General features: G+C 72.5%; 15 protein-coding genes. 11 read left to right on the top strand and 4 right to left on the bottom strand.

The features are described from left to right. Positions 1–36 precede the first annotated feature (36 nt). Positions 37–669 (top strand): HAD family hydrolase, encoded by a 633-nt coding sequence (locus ACIRF9_RS10265; RefSeq protein ID WP_403818867.1) that lies wholly within the window; start codon positions 37–39, stop codon positions 667–669. A 3-nt stretch (positions 670–672) separates the two neighbouring features. Here ACIRF9_RS10265 and ACIRF9_RS10270 read toward each other — a convergent pair whose 3' ends face one another. Next, positions 673–1,218: a TetR/AcrR family transcriptional regulator gene (locus ACIRF9_RS10270; protein ID WP_403819037.1), complete on the bottom strand. Its 546-nt coding sequence runs from the start codon at positions 1,216–1,218 to the stop codon at positions 673–675. Positions 1,219–1,342: 124 nt separating this feature from the next. Here ACIRF9_RS10270 and ACIRF9_RS10275 point away from each other — a divergent pair, with 124 nt between their 5' ends. The 3 genes from ACIRF9_RS10275 (at position 1,343) to ACIRF9_RS10285 (ending at position 3,376) form a co-directional block, all read left to right on the top strand. After that, complete coding sequence (locus tag ACIRF9_RS10275) at positions 1,343–1,807, top strand: nuclear transport factor 2 family protein (protein ID WP_403818869.1); 465 nt, start codon at positions 1,343–1,345, stop codon at positions 1,805–1,807. Positions 1,808–1,816: 9 nt separating this feature from the next. Further along, positions 1,817–2,332, top strand: coding sequence for a flavoprotein (locus tag ACIRF9_RS10280; RefSeq protein WP_403818871.1), 516 nt, complete (start codon positions 1,817–1,819; stop codon positions 2,330–2,332). 75 nt (positions 2,333–2,407) lie between these two features. Further along, positions 2,408–3,376 carry an aldo/keto reductase gene (locus ACIRF9_RS10285; RefSeq protein ID WP_403818873.1) on the top strand — a complete coding sequence of 323 codons (969 nt, stop codon included), beginning with the start codon at positions 2,408–2,410 and terminating at the stop codon, positions 3,374–3,376. Positions 3,377–3,464: 88 nt separating this feature from the next. On the opposite strand, the gene ACIRF9_RS10290 is transcribed toward ACIRF9_RS10285, so the two are convergent. Next, positions 3,465–4,238, bottom strand: coding sequence for a phytanoyl-CoA dioxygenase family protein (locus ACIRF9_RS10290; RefSeq protein ID WP_403818875.1), 774 nt, complete (start codon positions 4,236–4,238; stop codon positions 3,465–3,467). A 61-nt stretch (positions 4,239–4,299) separates the two neighbouring features. Here ACIRF9_RS10290 and ACIRF9_RS10295 point away from each other — a divergent pair, with 61 nt between their 5' ends. Together ACIRF9_RS10295 and ACIRF9_RS10300 are read left to right on the top strand one after the other, a co-directional pair. Beyond that, the gene (locus ACIRF9_RS10295) at positions 4,300–5,241 is read left to right on the top strand and encodes a helix-turn-helix domain-containing protein (protein WP_403818877.1); all 942 of its coding nucleotides are present in this window, start codon (positions 4,300–4,302) and stop codon (positions 5,239–5,241) included. A 286-nt stretch (positions 5,242–5,527) separates the two neighbouring features. Further along, positions 5,528–7,531, top strand: a complete 2,004-nt coding sequence (locus tag ACIRF9_RS10300) for a ricin-type beta-trefoil lectin domain protein (RefSeq protein ID WP_403818879.1) — start codon at positions 5,528–5,530, stop codon at positions 7,529–7,531. 24 nt (positions 7,532–7,555) lie between these two features. Here the strand turns inward: ACIRF9_RS10300 and ACIRF9_RS10305 are convergent, their stop codons facing one another. After that, positions 7,556–8,878, bottom strand: coding sequence for an SLC13 family permease (locus ACIRF9_RS10305; protein ID WP_403818881.1), 1,323 nt, complete (start codon positions 8,876–8,878; stop codon positions 7,556–7,558). A 54-nt stretch (positions 8,879–8,932) separates the two neighbouring features. Continuing rightward, a complete protein-coding gene (locus ACIRF9_RS10310) occupies positions 8,933–11,299 on the bottom strand; it encodes a SpoIIE family protein phosphatase (protein ID WP_403818883.1) in 2,367 nt (788 codons plus the stop codon). A gap of 301 nt (positions 11,300–11,600) precedes the next feature. Between ACIRF9_RS10310 and ACIRF9_RS10315 the strand changes: the two genes are divergently transcribed. From ACIRF9_RS10315 to ACIRF9_RS10335, 5 genes are all read left to right on the top strand, one after another. Continuing rightward, entirely contained in the window at positions 11,601–14,684 is a 3,084-nt protein-coding gene (locus tag ACIRF9_RS10315; RefSeq protein WP_403818885.1) for a glycoside hydrolase family 2 TIM barrel-domain containing protein, read from the top strand. Between the two features lie 158 nt (positions 14,685–14,842). After that, positions 14,843–17,083: a glycoside hydrolase family 9 protein gene (locus tag ACIRF9_RS10320; RefSeq protein WP_403818887.1), complete on the top strand. Its 2,241-nt coding sequence runs from the start codon at positions 14,843–14,845 to the stop codon at positions 17,081–17,083. Between the two features lie 90 nt (positions 17,084–17,173). Then, positions 17,174–17,419 carry a hypothetical protein gene (locus ACIRF9_RS10325; RefSeq protein ID WP_390656572.1) on the top strand — a complete coding sequence of 82 codons (246 nt, stop codon included), beginning with the start codon at positions 17,174–17,176 and terminating at the stop codon, positions 17,417–17,419. A 3-nt stretch (positions 17,420–17,422) separates the two neighbouring features. After that, entirely contained in the window at positions 17,423–17,800 is a 378-nt protein-coding gene (locus ACIRF9_RS10330) for a hypothetical protein (RefSeq protein ID WP_055631619.1), read from the top strand. A gap of 407 nt (positions 17,801–18,207) precedes the next feature. Continuing rightward, positions 18,208–19,836 (top strand): RICIN domain-containing protein, encoded by a 1,629-nt coding sequence (locus ACIRF9_RS10335; protein ID WP_403818889.1) that lies wholly within the window; start codon positions 18,208–18,210, stop codon positions 19,834–19,836. Positions 19,837–19,904: the final 68 nt, after the last annotated feature.

Consider the following 19,904-nt stretch of genomic DNA (forward strand, 5'->3'; position numbering starts at 1 on the left):
CGACGGGGGACCGGATCATTGTGCGGAGGCACCGACATGCCCGTGCTCTTCTTCGACATCGGAGCGACCCTCGCGGACGTCGCCGTCGAGGCCGACGGCTCGCTGACGCTGCGGCCCCGGCCGCGCGTCCCGGCCGTGCTCGACGCCTTCCGCGAGCTGCGGACGGGGATCGTGTCCAACCCCGGCCCGGGCGAGGACGCCGCCGCACGCGCCGCGGCGGCGCTGCACGAGGCGTTCCCGGGCCGTTTCCCGGACGGCCGGCTCGTGCTCTGGGGCGCGAAGAACAGCCCGGACATCTTCGAGCGGGCGGTGGCCGCCACCGCGCGCGAGGACTCCCCGGCCGTGGCGGCCGACGCGTGCGTCTTCGTGGGCGAGGACGACCGGGAACGCGCCTTCGCCGGGCAGGCGGGGCTGCGCACCGCACCCCACCCCGTGTTCACCCTTGCCGCCGTGCAGGGGCGCCCCGTCTTCCGGGCCCGGATCCCCCTGCCGGACGGACGCGGGCTGCCCGACCTGGAGGCGGTCGCCGCAACGACCGAGGCCGTTCCGCTCCCCGGCGCCGACGCACGAGCCGTGCCGGCGCTGGTGACCGAGCTCGGCGCCGACGTGCTCCTGCGCGCCGGCTTCACCGCGGACCTGCGGGAACCGGTGCACCTCGCGGGCCCGTGACCCTCACCCCAGCAGCAGCCGGGCCGCCTCCCGCGCCTCCGCGGCCGGAGCGGTCTCCCCGGTGATCCCGGCGGTCACCATCGCGCCCTCGGCCAACAGGAACAGCGGCCCGGTCAGGGCGCCGGGCAGCCCGGCGTCGGAGACCAGTGCGCCGAGGTACTCCCGGAACGCCCGCTTGTGCGCCCGTACCTGACGCGCCACCCGCTCCGAGGTCGCGCCCAGCTCGCCGTACGCGTTGATCCACGCACAGCCCCGGAAGTCCGGCTCGCCGAACCACCCCTCCAGCCAGTCGAAGACGGCCGGGATCCGCTCCCGGGGATCCTCCCGCCGCGCGACGTGCTCCGCGAGCCGCCCGCGCCAGCGCACGTCCCGCCGCTCCAGGTACGCCTCCACCAGCAGCTCCTTGGCCGGGAACAACTGGTACAGCCGTTTGAGCGAGACACCCGAGGCCCCCCGGACGTCGTCCATGCCGACGGACTGTACGCCCCGCCCGTAGAACAGCCTCTCCGCGGCGTCGAGCGCCTGCTCGCGCGCCGTCGCGCTGTCCATGGCCGCCATAAGTCACTCCTCGATCAGCCTTGGTGCCGCCTTGACGGTGAGAACGTTCGTTCTCTACGGTGACAGCGTATCGGAGAACGCACGTTCTCCTCGCTCACTCCAGCCGGGAGCCCCCATGTCCGACAGTCCCCGTCCGCCCCTGCCGCCCTTCACCCGGGAGACCGCCGCGCGCAAGGTCCAGGCCGCCGAGGACGCCTGGAACACCCGCGATCCGCACAAGGTCGCCCTCGCCTACTCCGAGGACTCCGTCTGGCGCAACCGCGACACCTTCCTCACCGGCCGCGCGGCGATCGTCGACTTCCTCACCGCCAAGTGGGCCCGCGAGCGCGAGTACGCCCTGCGCAAGGACCTGTGGGCCTTCGACGGCAACCGCATCGCCGTCCGCTTCCAGTACGAGTCCCGGGACACCGACGGCCGGTGGTGGCGCTCGTACGGCAACGAACTGTGGGAGTTCGACGAGCGCGGGCTGATGACCCGGCGCGAGGCGAGCATCAACGACGTACCGATCGAGGAGGCCGACCGCAGGATCCACGGCCCGCGCCCCGAGAGCGAACACGGGCTGTCCTTCCCGCTTGAGTAGGGTTCCCGCGTGAGCGAACAGGACGAGCAGCCGCCCTTTCTCTACGTCGTCGTCTGCGCCGCGGGCATCGCCGCGGGCGTCGGCAAGCTGATCGCCGCGGCGCAGGAGCGGGGGTGGCACGTCGGTGTCATCGCCACCCCCCTCGCCATGGAGGGCTTCTTCGACACCGCCGACGCCGAGGCCCGCACCGGCCGCCCGATCCGCTCCGCCTGGCGCCGCCCCGGCGACCCGCGCCCCTTCCCGGACCCCGACGCGGTCGTGGTCGCCCCGGCCACCTTCAACACGATCAACAAATGGGCCGCCGGCATCGCCGACACGCTCGCCCTCGGCACCCTGTGCGAGGTCTCCACCCGGGGTGTCCCCGTCGCCGTCCTGCCCTGCGTGAACGCCGACCTGGCCGCCCACCCCGCCTACCAGGACAGCCTGATACGGCTGCGCGGCATGGGTGTCCGGTTCGGGTGTCCGTACGACCGTGCCGACGGTGAGGATTTCGGCTGGGAACGGGCGCTGGACCTGCTGGAGTGAGTCACCCCGCTCCGTGGTGCAGGGCGACGTACGCTCCCCTGTGGGTACTCCACACCGACGTCAGGAGCAGCGACGATGCAGTACGTGAAGCTCGGTTCGACGGGCCTGGACGTGTCGCGGATCTGTCTGGGCTGCATGACCTACGGCCTGCCCGACCGCGGCACCCACGAGTGGACCCTCGACGAGGAGGCCTCCCGGCCGCTGATCCGGCAGGCTCTGGACGCCGGCATCAACTTCTTCGACACCGCGAACGTCTACTCCGACGGCACCAGCGAGGAGATCGTCGGAAAGGCGCTGCGCGACTTCGCCCGCCGCGACGAGATCGTCCTCGCCACGAAGGTGCACGGCCGGATGCGCCCCGGACCCAACGGCGGCGGCCTCTCCCGCAAGGCCGTCCTGTCCGAACTCGACCACAGTCTGACCCGCCTCGGCACCGACTACGTCGACCTCTACCAGATCCACCGCTTCGACCCGCACACCCCGGTCGAGGAGACCATGGAGGCGCTGCACGACGTGGTCAAGGCGGGCAAGGTCCGCTACATCGGGGCGAGTTCGATGTACGCCTGGCAGTTCGCCAAGATGCAGTGCACCGCCGAGCGGCACGGCTGGACGAAGTTCGTCTCCATGCAGAACCACTACAACCTCCTCTACCGCGAGGAGGAGCGCGAGATGCTTCCGCTCTGCGCCGACCAGGGCGTGGGCGTCCTGCCCTGGAGCCCGCTGGCCCGCGGCCGCCTCACCCGGGACTGGGGCACCCGCACCGAACGCAGCGCCACCGACAACTTCGGCAACACCCTCTACCTGGAGGGCGACCACAGCATCGTCGAAGCCGTCTCCCGCATCGCCGGCGACCGAGGCGTCCCCCGCGCCCAGGTGGCCCTGTCCTGGCTCCTCCACCAGGACACGGTGACATCCCCGATCGTCGGCGCGCCCAAGCCCCAGCACCTCGAGGACGCGGTGGCGGCGGTGGAACTGGAGCTGAGCGACAAGGAGATCGAGGAGTTGGAGCGTCCTTACGCTCCCCATCCCGTCGCAGGCCACTGAGACGCGCCCCTCAGGGGCGCGGGGCTGTATCGATATGCGGCTCCGCCGCGTGGGCGCGACCAGCCCCCACGAACCCGCAGCCGCCGAACTAATGCGGCCCCGCCGTCGACGCGAACTCGGTCCCACAAGGCCCCGCCCCCTCGCTCTCCGCCAAGGAGACCCGCGCCCCACTCATCGACAGAGTCCGGTAGTACGTCCCGATCCGCTCCGCCGACCGCCCCACATAGTGCCCGATGAACGACCGCCGGAACCGGTCGCTCGTACGGTTCGGCCGCGACCCGTGCACCAGACTCCCGTTGAAGAAGAGAACGTCCCCCGGCGCCATGTCCACCGGCACGGGCGTCAGCCCGGCCGGCGGCGGCACGTACTCCCGCGCGAAGGACACCTCCGCGTCCGCCTCCTCCGGACAGAACAACTCCATCCGGTGCGTCCCGGGGACGACCTCCAGCCCCCCGTTCGCCCGGTCGATCACATCGCACGCCAGCCAGGCCGCCACACACGTCCCCGGCTCGACCCGCAGATAGAAGTTGTCCTGGTGCAGCGCCTGCCCCCGCGCCCCCGGCGGCTTGAAGTAGAACATGCTCTGCGCGGCCAGCACCTCCTCGCCCAGCAACTCCTCCAGCACCTCCCGCAGTCGGGCGTCCAGCAGCACCCGCCGGGCGAGCGCGCTGATCTCGTGCGGATGCATCACCCGCGGATACCTGTCCAGCGGATCGTCACCGGGCCGCGGCGCGAAATGCCCCGGCACCGGCCGCCCCGCCGCCTGCAGCTCCGCGAACTCCTCACGCAGGCGGTCCACTTCGTCGTACCCGAACAGCCCCCGGACGACGGTGAAGCCGTCCCTCTCGTACTGCCGCAGCATCTGTGCCCTCCTTGGTCGGCCCCCTTATGTTGAGGCGGACCCGGCCCACCGGAGGATGCCCATGCGTGCTGACGACCTGCCCGCCCCTGCCGGGCCCGGCGACCCGTCCCCGCCACCGGGGCTGGTGGTGGTCGGTCACTTCGACGAGGGCGCCGGATACGGCGTCAACCGGCCCCAGGGATCGGACAGTTGGCTGTTCACCTGGACGACGGGCGGACGGGGGCGGCTGAGCCAGGGCGGCAGCGAGGCCCGGGTCGGCGCCGGGGACCTGGTCGTCCTCGCGCCGGGCGTCCCGCACACCTACACCGTCGAACCCGGCGCCGCGCACTGGCGGTTCTGGTGGGCCCACTGCCAGGCCCGCCCGTCCTGGACCCCCTGGCTGCGCCCGTACGGCGGCGAGGACGACGGCCTGTACGCCGTCACCCCCGTCCCCGCGGCCCTGCACGAGCGGGTCGAGGGAGCCTTCCGGCGCATGTACGCCGACGCCCGGTGGACCGGGGAAGGGGAGCTGCCGGGCCGCTCCGCCATCGTCGTGGCGCACGGCACCGCCGCCCGTGAACTCGCCCTGTGCGCACTGGAGGAGGCGGTCCTGCTCACCACGGCCGGCGCCCGCCCGCCCGTGCCGCCGCCCGTGCCGCCGCCCGGTCTCGACGACCGCGTCCGGCGTGCGCAGGCGATCGTCGCCGCCGACCCCGGCGCCCCGCACACCGTCGACTCGCTCGCCGCGCAGGTCGCGCTGTCCCCTTCGCGCTTCGCCCACCTCTTCGCGGAGCAGGTCGGCCAGTCCCCGATGCGGGCCCTGCGTGAGGCGCGGCTGCGGCATGCCGCCCGGCTGCTGGAGGGCACCGATCTGTCCGTGGCGCGCGTCGCGGCGGCCTCGGGTTTCGCGAGCCCCTTCCACTTCACCCGCGTGTTCCGCGCCCGCTACGGGAGACCGCCGGGCGCGTACCGGGACGGAATGCGCGCGGCAATTACCCTCCCGAAAGGGACACCAATACAGTGACCGTCCCTAAAGGCGGTCCGCATTGACGTTTCGTCAAATCCTTGATTCCCACACACCGTGCACGAAACCGCGAGATCTCTTGTTCCTCCTGGTCCGGCTGTGCAAAGGTGTGCCTTGTCGGCGCACGGACAACGTTTTCTCCTCTGTGCGCGCGAGGCCCCTGTGTTCCGTCGCACCCCCCACGCTTCAAAAGAGCCACCCCCTGCTGACCTCACACAGGTGCCGAACCCTGCCTATTGCCGCATGTCCATCTCCCCCGGGACGTGCCTCCAGGAGGAATGCAGCCTTGAATGACGCAGGCCTGTCGAATTCCCCTTCGGCTCGCCGCCTCGACGCGACGGACGAACAACTGAGCGCCGAACTGACGCAGTGGACGGGGGAGGCGCCCGCGCTCCACCCCGTCGGCGAACTGCTGGACCGGCACTGGGAGGCGGCATTCGCCTATGCACGACTGTGCACCGACGGCGAACGCGCGGCCGGCATGCTCACCACGGCCGCCTTCACCCGGCTGTTCGGCGCGACCCAGCACCAGGACGGGCCGACCGCCGCATGGCGCCCCCATCTGCTGGCCACCGTCCGCCGGATCGCCGCCGAGTGGGACTCCGACGGCCGCCGTGACCTGCTCCACCCCGATCTGCGCGTCCAGGACGCCGACGGCGCGCCCGTGGCCGCCCGGCTGCTCCCGCCACCCAACCGCCGCATGCTGGCCCGCGCCTTCCAGCGGCTGCCCCAGTCGGCCCGCTGCCTGCTGTGGCACACCGAGGCCGAGGCCGAACCCCTCGCGATCCCGGCCGGGCTGCTCGGCCTCGACGAGGAGGGCGCCCGCGTCGAGCTGCGCCGCTCCCGCGAGCGGCTGCGCGAGGAGGTCCTCCAGGTCCACCGCGAACAGGCCACCGACGACGAGTGCCACCGCTACCACCGGCTGATGGACGTCACCTGCCGGCGCGGCGGCCTCGACGTCGACGCCGACCTGCGCGCCCACACGGAACGGTGCCGGCACTGCGCGTACACCGCCGACCAGCTGCTGCAGTTCGAGGGCCTGCTGGGCGTCGCCCTGGCCGAGGGCATCCTGGGCTGGGCGGCCGGCGCCTACCTGGAGGGCAGGGCGACCGCCGACGGCCGTGAGCGCACCCCGGCCCCGGACCGGCGGCGCACCCCGGACGCCGCAGGCGAGGCCTTCGCCGACGAGTCGTTCGGCGCCCCCGGTGCGTCCGGTGCGTCCGGCGGGCCCGGTGCGGCCCCCGCGGCGAGTGGGCCCGCCCTACCCGAGACCTCGTCCCCCACCCCTACCGCCACCGGTACGGGAAGCCTCGTACCCGTTCGCCGCGACACCCGTCCCGCCTCCCGCCGTTCGGACCGCAAGGCCGCCCGCCGCGCCCGCCGCCGCAATCTCACCGCCGCCGTCCTCACGGTCAGCGGAATGGTCGTCCTGCCGCTCGTGGTGTGGGCCGCCCTCGGCTCCGACGGCGGGGCCGGCTCGACCGTGGACGAGTCGGCGAAGATCCCCTCCGCGGGCACCGACACGGCCACCGACAGCCCGTCCTGGATCGCCGACGAGGCGACCCAGGGCACCCTGCGCGGCCGGCTGCACAACGTCGCCTCCGGGCTGTGCATCGGCGTCGCCGACGACAAGGCCGTCAAGGGCGCCGAGACCGAGCTCGCCACCTGCTCGTCCGACGCCGGCCAGCAGTGGACGTACGAGACCGACGGGCTGCTGCGCAGCACCGCCAACCCCGACCTGTGCCTCGACTCCCACCTCGGCTACTCGGTGCGGCTGGGCCTGTGCACGGGGTCCTCCGCGGCGGCCGCGAAGAACATCCGGTACGACTTCACCCTCCAGGGCACGCTCGTCCCGCGCTCGGACCAGAACCTGGCCCTCGCCCCCGCCGCCACCGACGGCTCGGGAGCCCTGGTCCTGAAGAACCGGGCGAACGGCACCACCCAGCGCTGGGTGATCGACACCTCGCAGCCCGACCCGCAGATGGAGTTCGTCAACTGGGGCGCCGACAGCACCCCGTCCGGCACCCCGGCGCCGACGCCCACCACCAAGTCGGCGAAGACCGAGACGCCCGACCCCGCACCGTCCGCCACCTCCTCGACGAGCCCGAAGCCGCAGAGCAGCTCCTCCTCCGGCACCTCGGGCCGTACCTCCTGCTCGTACTACTCCTGGTACTACTGCACCTGGGACGGCGACTCGGACTCGTCCAACGGCTCCGGATGGGGCTACGGCGGTTCCGGCTACGGCGGCGGCGGAAACGGCGGCTACGGCTCCGACGGCGGACGCCGCTGACCGACCAGGCCGCCGGCCCCCGGGTCACACCACCTGGAGCGACGCCCACAGCGCCACGACCGCCGCACCCAGCGTGGCCGGCACCGTGAGCAGGCCCAGGCGGGTGAACTCCCCGACGCCGACGTGCTCCTCGCGCTCCCGCACCACCCGCCGCCACAGCAGTGTCGCCAGCGAGCCGGCGTACGTCAGGTTCGGCCCGATGTTCACCCCGAGGAGCACCGCGAGGACGGCCCCGGTCCCGGCCGGGGCGGCCAGCGGGACCAGGACCAGCACCGCGGGCAGGTTGTTGATCAGGTTGGCGAGGACGGCGGCCAGCGCGGCGATCCCGAGCAGGGCGAGCAGTCCGGAGCCGTCGGGCAGGACGTGCCGCAGCGCGTCGGAGAGCCCATTGTCGACGACCGCCCGGACGACGATCCCGAGGGCGAGCACGAACGCCAGGAACCCGGGCGCCGCGGCCCGCACCACCGCCACCGGCCTCACCCGCCGCCGCGTCAGCGCCCGCACCGCCATCACCAGCGCGCCCGCGAGCGCCGCCCACGCCGGTTCGACCCCGAGCGCCGAGGCCACCACGAACCCGGCGAGCGTGCACGCCACCGTGACCAGCGCGAACAGCGGCAGCTCCGGCGCGGGGCCGTCATCGGGTGCGGGCTCGGCGGGAAGCCCGGCGGACGGGGCGGTGGGAAGCCCGGCGGGCAGTTCGGTGGCGAAGAAGCGCCGGAAGACCGCGTACTCGAGCCCCACGGCGACCAGCCACGGCAGCGCCATCAGCGCCGCGAAGCGCGTGAAGCTCAGCCCGCTCGCGGTGAACGCCAGCAGGTTGGTGAGGTTGGACACCGGAAGCAGCAGCGAGGCCGTGTTCGACAGGTGCGCACAGGCGTAGACGTGCGGTTTCGCGCGCACCCCCATCCGGGCGGCGGTGGCGAACACCACCGGCGTCAGCAGCACCACCGTCGCGTCCAGACTGAGCACGGCCGTGATGACCGAGGCCAGCACGAACACCCCGGTGAGCAGCCGCCGTGGCCGGCCCGCCGCGCGGCGGGCCAGCCACGCCCCGCACGCCGTGAACAGCCCCTCGACGTCGCACAGGTGCGCCAGGACCAGGACCGCCGCGAGGAAACCGACGACCGGTCCGAGACGCTCGGCCTCGGCGAGCGCGTGCTCCGGTGAGATCGCCCCCAGCGCGATCGCCGCGGCCGCGGCGGGGACGGCGACGACGGCCTCCGACCGCCCCGCCGGGCGTAGCACCGCCCAGGCCAGCGAGGCGACGAGCAGCGTGACGGACAGGGTTTCGGCGAGCGGGGCGTTCAGGGTGGTACTCCGGTGCGGGTGGATCGGTGGACCGTACATGAAAGCACGGCCGGGTAATGCGCACTCAAAGACCCCGATGCCCCGGAGGGCGTCTCACTCCTCCTCGAGGAGCCCCAGCTCCGCCCAGATCGTCTTGCCTTCGGCGGTGTGCCGGCTGCCCCAGCGCTGGGTGAGCTGGGCCACCAGCAGCAGCCCGCGGCCGCCCTCGTCCCAGGTCTTCGCCCGGCGCAGATGCGGCGCGGTGTGGCTGGTGTCGGACACCTCGCAGATCAGTGTCGCCGCGTCGTGGATCAGCCGGAGCCGGATGGGGTGGGAGCCGTACCGGATGGCGTTGGTGACCAGCTCGCTCACCACCAGCTCGGTCGTGAACGACGCCTCGCTCAGCTCCCACCGGCCGAGCTGGTCGACGACCTGCTTGCGGATCGGCGCGACCAGCGCCGGATCGGCGGGGATGTCCCAGGTCGCGACCTGTGCGGCGGGCAGACCCCGGGTGCGCGCCAGCAGCAGCGCCACGTCGTCGGCGACGCCACCGGCCGGCAGTAGCGCGTTCAGCACCCGGTCGCAGGTCTCGTCCAGGGAGTCCGCGTACCCGGCGAGGGCCTCGCTCAGCAGCCGGAGGCCCGTGTCCGGGTCCCGCTCGCGGGACTCGACCAGGCCGTCCGTGTAGAAGGCGAGCACACTGCCCTCGGCGAGCTCCAGCTCGGCCGACTCGAACGGCAGCCCGCCGACGCCCAGTGCGGGCCCGGCGGGCAGGTCCACGCGGCTCGGCACCGCGCCCGGCCGCATCAGCAGCGGTGGCGGATGCCCGGCCCGGGCGAGGGTGCAGCGCCGGGACACCGGGTCGTACACCGCGTAGAGGCAGGTCGCGCCGACCTCTCCGGGGCTGCCCTCGCTCCCGGCCTCCTCCGACAGGCGTACGACGAGGTCGTCGAGGTGGGTGAGCAGTTCGTCGGGGGCCAGGTCGATGTCGGCGAGGGTGCGGACGGCGGTGCGCAGCCGGCCCATGGTGGCCGAGGCCTGGATGCCCTGTCCGACCACGTCCCCGACGACCATGGCGACCCGCATCCCGGACAGCGGGATCACGTCGAACCAGTCGCCGCCCACCCCGGCGCGGGCGGCCGGCAGATAGCGGGACGCGGCGTCCACGGCGGCGGTGTCGGGCAGGGTGCGCGGGAGCAGGCTGCGCTGCAGGGCGAGGGCCGTGTCGCGCTCGCGGGAGTACCGGCGGGCGTTGTCGATGCAGACGGCGGCCCGGGCGGTGATCTCCTCGGCGAGCAGCACGTCGTCCGGGGTGAAGGGGTCCGGCCGCCGGTACCGGGTGAGGACCGCGACCCCGAGGGTCGCGCCCCGGGCCCGGATCGGCACGGACATCGTGGAGTGGATGCCGAACTCGCGCACCCGCTCAGCGCGCAGGGTGTCCCAGGCCAGCCAGGCGTTGACGTCGGCCACGGACGCGACGATGGTGCGGCCCGCCACCAGCGAGTCGGCCTGCGGCGAGCCCTTCGGATAGTGCTGTACCTCGCCCGGTTTGGCCACGGCCATCGGGTTGCCGGGGTTGATCGAGTGGTGGGCGGCGCGGCGCAGGCCCAGCGGGGCGGCGAACCGGGTCGGCGGGTCCCCGCCGTCCTGCGGGTCCAGCAGGTCGACGCTGACGAAGTCGGCGAGCGCGGGCACACAGACCTCGGCCAGCTCCTGGGCGGTCCGGGTGACGTCGAGGGTGCTGCCGATCCGCACGCTCGCCTCGTTGACCAGCTGCAGCCGCTCGCGGGCGAGGTAGTTCTCGGTGAAGTCGTGCGCGGCCAGGCACACGCCCCGCACCCGGCCCTCGGCGTCGGTGACCGGCGCGAACCGCGCCAGCCACGCGTGCGCGTGGTCCTCGCCGCCGGTGCGCGTGTAGGTCTGGATGTCCTCCGCCCGCCCGCTGGCGAACACCCGGAGCATGTGCCCCTCCAGCTCCGCGCTCTGCGGCCGGCCGCCGATCTCCGAGAGCCTGAGCCCCTGGATGCGCTCCTCGGGCAGCCCGATGACCTCGGCCATCGCGTCGTTGATCCGGGCCAGTCGCAGCCGCTCGTCGTAGACCGCGACCGCGCACGGCGACTGGATCAGCGCCGCCGTGGCCAGCGGGTCGTCGGGGGAGCGGGGCCCTTCGCCGGCGAGCGGGGTCACGACGAGCCAGGTGGCCGGTGCGTCGTCCCGGGGCGGGCGGCGGTGGGCGAGCAGCCAGATCCGTACGGGCCGGCCGTCCCGGTGGCGCAAAGTGAGCGTTCCGTCCCAGCGGGGGCCGGAGGGCACCGGAAGAGCCCCCTCGGCCAGCAGCGCACCGGCGGACCGCCCCACGACCTCGGCCGGATCCCAGCCGAGGAGGAACCGCGCCCCCTCGTTCCATCCGACGACCGTGCCGGTGTCGTCGACGACCACCCGGGCCGTCGCGGCCTCGTCGAACGGATACTCCGGGCTCATCGTCGCCACTCCATCGCGGACACTCACAGTGAACAGGCGCGCCATATCCGTTCCAGCCTAGTCCGTCCCGCTCGCGCGCGGACGGGAACCCCCTCAGGGCGGCGCGCGGACGCCTTCCGGCCGAGGTCAAGGGGCGAATCCGGCCGAACTGGCCCGATGATGCCCCTGGTCATCCGTGAGGTGGAAGGACGCCTCCGGCCCCTTGACGGGCAGGAGTGGCACGTCGTCAGATTCTGTTTGGTAACGATCAGTTGTGAGATGAGTTGTGAGTACTTCTGGGTCCTGAGAGGGAGAGCCGCCAGTGACAGTCACTCGCAGATCCGTCTTGATCGCCTCCGCGGCCGGCCCGGCCGCCGGAGCGCTCCTCGGCAGCCCGACCGAGGCCGCGGAAGCCGTCGCGGGCGCCGCGGGCCGCCACACGGTCCCGCTGCGCGACGGCTGGCGCTTCGCGCTGGTCAACCCGGGCGGCATCACCGACCCGACGGGCCAGTACGCGGACGCCGCCGCTCCCGGCTACGACGACTCCGCCTGGCGCGAGGTGGCGGTCCCGCACGACTGGAGCATCGAACAGACCCCCACCACGCAGAACGGCACCACCAGCGGCACCGGCTTCTTCCCCGGCGGCCTCGGCTGGTACCGCCTCGCCTTCACGCTGTCGCCCGCCCACGCCGGCAAACGGATCTCGGTCGAGTTCGACGGCGTCTACATGGACTCCTCCGTCTACTGCAACGGCACCGAGCTCGGCCGCCACCCCTACGGCTACACCGGCTTCGCCCTCGACCTGACCGGTCTGCTGCACACCGACGGCACCACCGAGAACGTGCTCGCGGTCAAGGTCCAGAACCGCCTGCCCAGCAGCCGCTGGTACTCCGGCAGCGGCATCTACCGCGAGGCCCGCCTGGTCGTCACGGAACCGGTGCGCGTGGCCCGCTGGGGCACCTGCGTCACCACTCCGGAGGTCACCGCCGACCACGCCCTCGTCCGGGTGGCGACCACCGTCGAGAACGCCTCCGGCGCGGGCGCGGACGTGGAGGTCGTCTCCCGGATCGTCGCCCCGAACGGCCGCACGGTCGCCCGTACGACCTCCACGGTCGCGGTCCAGGACCAGATCACGGAGACCCATGAACTCGCCGTCAGCGAACCGCAGTTGTGGGACTTCGCCGCACCCCGCCGCTACACCCTGGAGACCGAGCTCCGGATCGGCGGCAGACGCACCGACACCTACCGCACCCCCTTCGGCATCCGCACCTTCCGCTTCGACCCCGACGAGGGTTTCTTCCTCAACGGCAGGTACGCCAAGATCAAGGGCGTCGACCTCCACCACGACCTGGGAGCCCTCGGCGCGGCGGTGAGCACCGACGCGATCCGCCGGCAGATGACGATCATGAAGTCGATGGGCGTCAACGCCTTCCGCACCTCCCACAACCCGCCCTCGCCGGAGATGATCCGGGTCTGCGAGGAGCTGGGCATCGTGATGATGGTGGAGGCCTTCGACTGCTGGAAGACCGGCAAGACCCGCTACGACTACGGCCGGTTCTTCGACGAGTGGTGCGAGAAGGACGCCACCGAGATGGTCCTCGCCGCCCGCAACTCGCCCGCCGTCGTCCTGTGGTCCATCGGCAACGAGATCACCGACTCCACCCAGACCGCCGGTCTCGCCATGGCCGACCGGATCATCGCCGCGATCAAGGCGGCCGACGACACCCGTCCGCTCGTCATCGGCTCCAACAAGTACCACTCCGTGCCCGCCACCGGGTCCCCGGCCGATCTGATGCTCGCCAAGCTCGACGGCCTCGGCCTCAACTACAACACCGCGAAGTCGGTGGACGGCCTGCACGCCAAGTACCCGCACCTGTTCCTCTTCGAGTCGGAGTCCTCCTCGGAGACCTCCACCCGCGGGACCTACCAGGAGCCCGAACGACTGAACACCGGGGAGAACCACACCCCGGGCAGGCGCGAGGTCTCGTCCTACGACAACAACCTCGCCTCCTGGACCATGAGCGGCGAGTACGGCCACAAGAAGGACCGGGACCGCAAGTGGTTCGCCGGGCAGTTCCTGTGGTCCGGCATCGACTACATCGGCGAGCCGACGCCCTACAACGTCTTCCCGGTGAAGGCGTCCTTCTTCGGCGCGGTCGATACGGCCGGCTTCCCGAAGGACATGTACCACCTCTTCCGGAGCCAGTGGACCGACGAGCCCATGGTCCATCTGCTGCCGATGACCTGGAACCACGAGGACGGCGACACGGTCGAGGTGTGGGCGTACTCCAACGTCGACACCGTCGAGCTGTACCTCAACGGAAAGTCCCTGGGCACCCGGAAGTTCGACACCAAGACGACCGTCGACGGACGCGCCTACCTGGAGACCACCGAGGCCACCGGCGACGACAAGACCTTCACCTCCGGCCCCTACCCGGGCAGTTACACCAGCCCCAACGGCAGCTCGGGCAAGCTGCACCTGACCTGGAAAGTGGCCTACGAACCAGGGGTGTTGAAGGCGGTGGCGCGCCGGCACGGCAGGACGGTCGCCACCGACGTCCTGCGCACCGCCGGCGCCCCGCACACCGTGCGCCTCACCCCCGACCGTACGTCCCTTCGGGCGGACGGCCGTTCCCTGGTCTTCGTCACCGCCGACGTCGTCGACGCGCACGGGGTCGTCGTCCCGGACGCCGAACACCTCATCTCCTTCGAGGTGAGCGGCGGTTCCCTCGCCGGGCTCGACAACGGGCGGGAGGAGAGCGCCGAGCGCTATCAGGCGAGCACCAGAACCGCCTTCCACGGCAAGGCACTCGCCATCGTCCGCTCGGGGACCGAACCGGGGACCCTGAAGGTGACCGCGCGGGTGGAGGGCCTGCGCAAGGGCACCACGACCGTACGCACCACCCGCGCCCGCTCGGCGGCCACCACGCCCGCCGCCGACTTCGCCCCCGACCATCCGGCGCCGCCCACCTATCCCTACGCGGACGCCGGTTACTCCGGGCGGACGGACACACTGCCCGCCGCGATGCTGGACGGCGATCCGGCCACCGGCTGGTCCAACGCCTTCGTCAAGGCGGCCACCGCCCTGCTGCCCGCCGTCAGCGGGGCCCGCTCCGAGGACTGGGTCTCGGTCGACTGGGGGCGGACCCGGGACTTCGACCGGGTGGAGGTCTCCTTCACCGTCGACGCCACCCACAGCCTGCCCGCGTCGGTCGAGGTCGCGGTGGGGGACGGTGAGCGGTACACGCCGGTCACCGGGACGGCCGTCGACTGGGCCGCCGACTCGGACACGCCGACCGTCATCACGTTCGACGCCGTACGCGGCTCACGGGTACGGCTGACGCTGACCAGCCGCGCGCCCGGGGAGGTCCAAGGGGCGGTGCGGATCAGCAGGTTGGAGGCGTAGCCGGGCCGGGTCCGGACGGGAGGCCGTCCCGTCCGGACCGCGGCCGGGGTGTTGACGGGGCGTCATGACTGCCACAAGCATGTCCTGCGACCCCTCCCTGGGAGCGCTCCCATGTGCGCCGACGGTGAGCGTCCCGCAACTCCCCGAGGAGCCTGGACGTGAAACGACGCAGAACCGCCCTGCTGTCCCTCACGGCCCTGCTGGGCGCGGCGCTCACCGCGCTGCCCGCCCAGCAGGCCGGGGCCGACGAGGTCGAGCAGGTCAGGAACGGCAGCTTCGACACCACCGCCGACCCGTGGTGGACCAGCAACGTCACCGCCGGCCTCAGCGACGGACGGCTGTGCGCGGACGTGCCGGGCGGCACCGTGAACCGCTGGGACTCCGCCGTCGGCCAGGACGCGATCACCCTCGTCGAGGGATCGTCGTACCGGTTCTCCTTCTCCGCCTCCGGGGTGCCCGACGGACATGTGGTGCGGGCGATCGTGGGGCTCGGGGTCGCGCCGTACGACACCTGGTACGAGGCGACCCCGGTCCTGGACGAGTCGGGCGACTCGTACTCCTACACCTTCACCTCACCCGTCGACTCCACCCAGGGGCAGGTCGCCTTCCAGGTCGGCGGCAGCGCGGATCCCTGGCGGTTCTGCCTGGACGACGTGTCGCTGCTGGGCGGGGTGCCCCCGGAGCCGTACGAGCCGGACACCGGGCCGCGCGTACGCGTCAACCAGGTCGCCTACCTGCCGGCCGGGCCGAAGAACGCCACCCTCGTCACCGACGCGACCTCGAAGCTGCCGTGGCAGCTGAAGAACGCCTCCGGGGCGACGGTCGCGCACGGCTGGACCGTGCCGCGCGGCCTCGACGTCTCCTCCGGGCAGAACGTCCACTCCATCGACTTCGGCGCCTATCGCTCACGCGGTACGGGCCTGACGCTGGTCGCCGACGGCGAGACCAGCCGCCCGTTCGACATCGGCACGGCCGCCTACGAGCAACTGCGCCTGGACGCGGTGAAGTACTACTACACCCAGCGCAGCGGCATCGCGATCCGGGACGACCTGCGGCCCGGCTACGGCAGGGCGGCCGGCCATGTGGGCGTGGCGCCCAACCGGGGTGACGCGGACGTCCCCTGCCAACCGGGTGTCTGCGACTACCGCCTCGACGTCACCGGCGGCTGGTACGACGCCGGGGACCATGGCAAGTACGTCGTCAACGGCGGGATAGCCACCTGGGAGCTGCTCAGCACCTACGAACGCTCCCTCCTCGCCCGCACCGGCGACCCGTCGAAGCTCGGCGACGGCACCCTCGCGCTGCCCGAGAGCGGGAACAAGGTGCCGGACATCCTCGACGAGGCCCGCTGGGAGCTGGACTTCCTGCTGAAGATGCAGGTCCCGGACGGGCAGCCGCTCGCCGGCATGGCCCACCACAAGATCCACGACGAACAGTGGACCGGCCTGCCGCTGCTCCCGAGCGACGACCCGCAGAAGCGCGAACTGCACCCGCCGACCACCACCGCCACCCTCAACCTGGCCGCCACGGCCGCCCAGGCGGCCCGCCTCTACCGGCCCTACGACAAGGCCTTCGCGACGAAGGCCCTCACGGCCGCCCGCAAGGCCTGGGCGGCGGCGGTCGCGCACCCGGACGTCTACGCCGACCCCAATGACGGCAACGGCGGCGGCGCCTACAACGACGACAACGCGACCGACGAGTTCTACTGGGCGGCCGCCGAGCTGTATCTCACCACGGGCGAGAAGGAGTTCAGGGACCACGTGCTCGGCTCCCCGGTCCACACGGCCGACATCTTCGTCCCCAACGGCTTCGACTGGTCCCGTACCGCCGCCGCGGGCCGCCTCGACCTCGCGCTCGTGCCCAGCAAGCTGCCCGGCCGCGACAAGGTGCGCGCGTCGGTCGTCAAGGGCGCGGACACCTACCTCGCCACCCTCGCGACCCAGCCGTACGGCATGCCCTACGCCCCCGACGGCAACCGCTACGACTGGGGCTCCACCCACCAGGTCCTCAACAACGCGGTCGTCATCGCCACCGCCTACGACCTCACCGGTGCCTCGAAGTACCGCGACGGGGCCGTCCAGAGCATGGACTACGCCCTCGGCCGCAACGCGCTGAACATCTCGTACGTCACCGGCTACGGCGAGAACAACGCACACCACCAGCACAGCCGTTGGTACGCCCACCAGCTCGACCCGAACCTCCCGGACCCGCCGCGGGGCACCCTCGCGGGCGGGGCGAACTCGAGCATCCAGGACCCCTACGCACAGAGCAAGCTCCAGGGGTGCGTCGGACAGTTCTGCTACATCGACGACATCCAGTCCTGGTCGACCAACGAGACCGCGGTCAACTGGAACGCCGCGCTGGCCCGGCTGGCGTCCTTCGTGGCGGACCAGGGGTAGCGCGTCCCCGAGGTACCGCCCGGACACAGCTCGACACTCCCTTGACCTGGGGATATTTACGAGTTAGTACCCGGGCGGTACCGTGAGGTCATGCCAGCCCTCAATGTGGAGTTCAGCGATCGCGAGCTGGAGGACCTGCGGCAGATCGCCAAGGAACGCGGTACGTCGATGAAGGCACTCGTGCGGGAGGCGGCCGCCGCCGACATCGCGCGGCACCGGGCCCTGCAGGAGGGCGCGGAGGCCTTCCGGACCTTCTTCGCGTCGCATGCCGACGAGTTCGCCGCCGCCTTCCCCGACGACGAACCCTCCGCCAAGGGCGAGGGGCGGGTCGCCTGACCGATGACACCCGTCATCCACATCGACGTGCCCTGGCTGCTCCAGCGCCACGAAGAGGTCCTGCCGGACCAGCCCACCGTCAACGACTTCTCCGCGCTGGTCGCGGCCGTCGCCCGGCACCGGGTCGACCCGCCCCGGCTCGGCGTCGACTCCGACCCGGCCTGGCGGGCCGCCGCGCTGCTGCACACCCTCGCCCTGCTCAAGCCCCTGCCCTCGGCCAACGCCCGCTTCGCCTGCGCCACCGCGGTGGCGTACATGTTCGTCAGCGGCGTCGGCATCGACCCGCCCTACGGCGCGCTCGTCGACCTCGCCCGGGACCTGATCGACGGCAAGACCGACGTCTACGGCGCGGCGGACCGGCTGAGGTCCTGGCAGATATAGCCGTACGACATGTTTGTGGCCGCCGGCCCAGGGCGGGAGGAACAGGGCCGGCGGCCGTTGCGCGCAGGAGAGCCGCCGTCCTGCGCGGGGCCTCCGAGGAAGTGGCCGGTTCCAGTCCACTACGCACCGCACACCCCGGGAAGGTGCGTGACACTCCTGCGTGTGCGTGTGTTTCACACGGGGCGCAAGAACGGACGAAAGGCGTGCGGCGGGGCATTCGGCCGGGGTTGTTGTCAACTTTCTTTCAACAACGGGCAGGTTGTCCTCGCGCCTTGTTGCGCACGACTTAGTTGTGCAAAGGTGAACCTTCCGAGCGGGGGGTGACGGCCGGGTCCCTGTGTTGCGTCTGTGAGGCGGACACGCGCTCCCCGTCGCGCCGACCAGGTACGTACCAAAGGAACCGCTCAGTGCCCACCCCCCAGCCCCCTCGTCCTCCCTACCCCCCGCCCGGCGGTGGCCCCGGAGAGTCCGACGAGTCCCTCGCCGCCGGGATTCGCGGCGGCACGGACAGCGAGGTGGCCCAGTCCACCGCGCTCCTGATCGCCCGGCACTGGCGGCCGGTGCACGAGTACGCGGTGATCTGCCTCGCCTCCTCCGGGAGCGTCGCGAACATGCTCACCGCGGCCGCCGTCCACCAGGTCTTCGACCGGCTGAAGCTGGGCGAGCCGGGCACGGCGCTGCGCCCCCGACTGCTGGTGACCGTACGGGACATGGCCCGGCTGTGGGCCGCGGACGAGGACATATCCGGGGTCCTGCCGGTGCTGAGGAAGCCGGCCGGGGCCCGGGGCATGCGGGCCGCGAAGTCCATGACCCCGGAGAACCGGGTGCTGGCCGAGCGCTCCTTCCAGAGCCTGCCCGCGGTCGCCCGCTGCGTCCTGTGGCACGTGGAGGTCGAGGCCGAGTCGATCACGGTGGCCGCCGGGCTGCTCGGCATGGACACCGAGACCGTCTCCGGCGCTCACGAACAGGCCCGGGACAAGATGCGCGAGGGTCTGGTCCGCGCGCACCGGGACCTCGCCCCGAGCAAGGAGTGCCGCTTCTACAACCGCCTCCTCGACGTGCCCATCCGCCGGGGCGGCGATCTGCTGCCGGACGTGCGCAAGCACCTCGACGAGTGCCGCTACTGCCGTGCCGCCGCCGAGCAGCTCGGTCACTTCGAGGGCGGGCTCGGCATCCTGCTCGCCGAGGCGGTGCTCGGCTGGGGCGCCCGCCGCTACCACGACTCGCGGCCCGGCCGCGCCAAGCAGCAGACCGTACGGCTGCGGGGCTCCGCCCGGCACCGGGGCGGACGTCCGCGCGGCGGCAACCTGCTCTCGCGCATCCCCTCGCCGCGCCGTCGCGCGTCCGGGGGAGCGAAGTCGCCGCGCGCCCTGTTCACCGGGGTGGGCCTCGCCTCGGCCGGTCTGCTGACCACCCTGCTCGCCGCCGGGATGTGGGCGGACGACGGCGGCACCGACCCGGCCGCCTCCACCAGCGGGACCGCCCCCGGCCCCGACTCGCCGAGCGCCGGCGCCTCGCCGACCACGCCCGGCACCGTCCAACTCCCCACCGCACCCCAGCGGACCAGGCTGCGCAACGCCGAAGCGAACCTCTGCCTGGACATCCAGGGCGAGGCGAAGGCCGGCGCGGTCCTCGAACTCGCCGACTGCGGGACCCAGACCACCCAGCAGTGGTCGTACGCCGAGGACGGCCAGCTGCGCAGCGCGGCCCGGCCCGACCTGTGCGTGGACTCCCACGCCGACGCCGGGGTCGTCATCCTCGGCGACTGTGTGGACGCCGGGAACGCCCGCGCGGACGACGTACGCTACGACTTCACCGTCCAGGGCGAGTTGCTGCCCCGCTGGGACGACGCCCTCGGCCTGGCCCCCGCCGGCACGGAACAGGGCGCCGACGTCGTCGTGAAGGTGCGCGACCACTCCACCGCCCAACGCTGGCTCCCCGACACGACCTCGGCCACCCCGGGCTCCCTCGCGGTCACCGGCACCGACGCCCCCGCATCGGCCCAGCCGGTGGACCTTCCGGGCGGGACGGTCTGAGTCACGGCGGCGGGTGGGACGCCCTGAGCCACGGCGGTGGGCGGGAAGCGATCTGAGCCACGCCTCCC

The sequence above is a fragment of the Streptomyces sp. NPDC096132 genome, assembly GCF_044763345.1.
In the GTDB taxonomy this organism is placed as follows: domain Bacteria; phylum Actinomycetota; class Actinomycetes; order Streptomycetales; family Streptomycetaceae; genus Streptomyces.

What these genes read in the sequence shown, in the direction of transcription:
- ACIRF9_RS10265 (WP_403818867.1), top strand. Translation starts at nt 37, where the DNA reads ATGCCCGTGCTCTTCTTCGACATCGGAGCGACCCTCGCGGACGTCGCC.
- ACIRF9_RS10270 (WP_403819037.1), bottom strand. Translation starts at nt 1,218, where the DNA reads ATGGACAGCGCGACGGCGCGCGAGCAGGCGCTCGACGCCGCGGAGAGG.
- ACIRF9_RS10275 (WP_403818869.1), top strand. Translation starts at nt 1,343, where the DNA reads ATGTCCGACAGTCCCCGTCCGCCCCTGCCGCCCTTCACCCGGGAGACC.
- ACIRF9_RS10285 (WP_403818873.1), top strand. Translation starts at nt 2,408, where the DNA reads ATGCAGTACGTGAAGCTCGGTTCGACGGGCCTGGACGTGTCGCGGATC.
- ACIRF9_RS10290 (WP_403818875.1), bottom strand. Translation starts at nt 4,238, where the DNA reads ATGCTGCGGCAGTACGAGAGGGACGGCTTCACCGTCGTCCGGGGGCTG.
- ACIRF9_RS10295 (WP_403818877.1), top strand. Translation starts at nt 4,300, where the DNA reads ATGCGTGCTGACGACCTGCCCGCCCCTGCCGGGCCCGGCGACCCGTCC.
- ACIRF9_RS10305 (WP_403818881.1), bottom strand. Translation starts at nt 8,878, where the DNA reads ATGTACGGTCCACCGATCCACCCGCACCGGAGTACCACCCTGAACGCC.
- ACIRF9_RS10310 (WP_403818883.1), bottom strand. Translation starts at nt 11,299, where the DNA reads ATGAGCCCGGAGTATCCGTTCGACGAGGCCGCGACGGCCCGGGTGGTC.
- ACIRF9_RS10325 (WP_390656572.1), top strand. Translation starts at nt 17,174, where the DNA reads ATGCCAGCCCTCAATGTGGAGTTCAGCGATCGCGAGCTGGAGGACCTG.
- ACIRF9_RS10330 (WP_055631619.1), top strand. Translation starts at nt 17,423, where the DNA reads ATGACACCCGTCATCCACATCGACGTGCCCTGGCTGCTCCAGCGCCAC.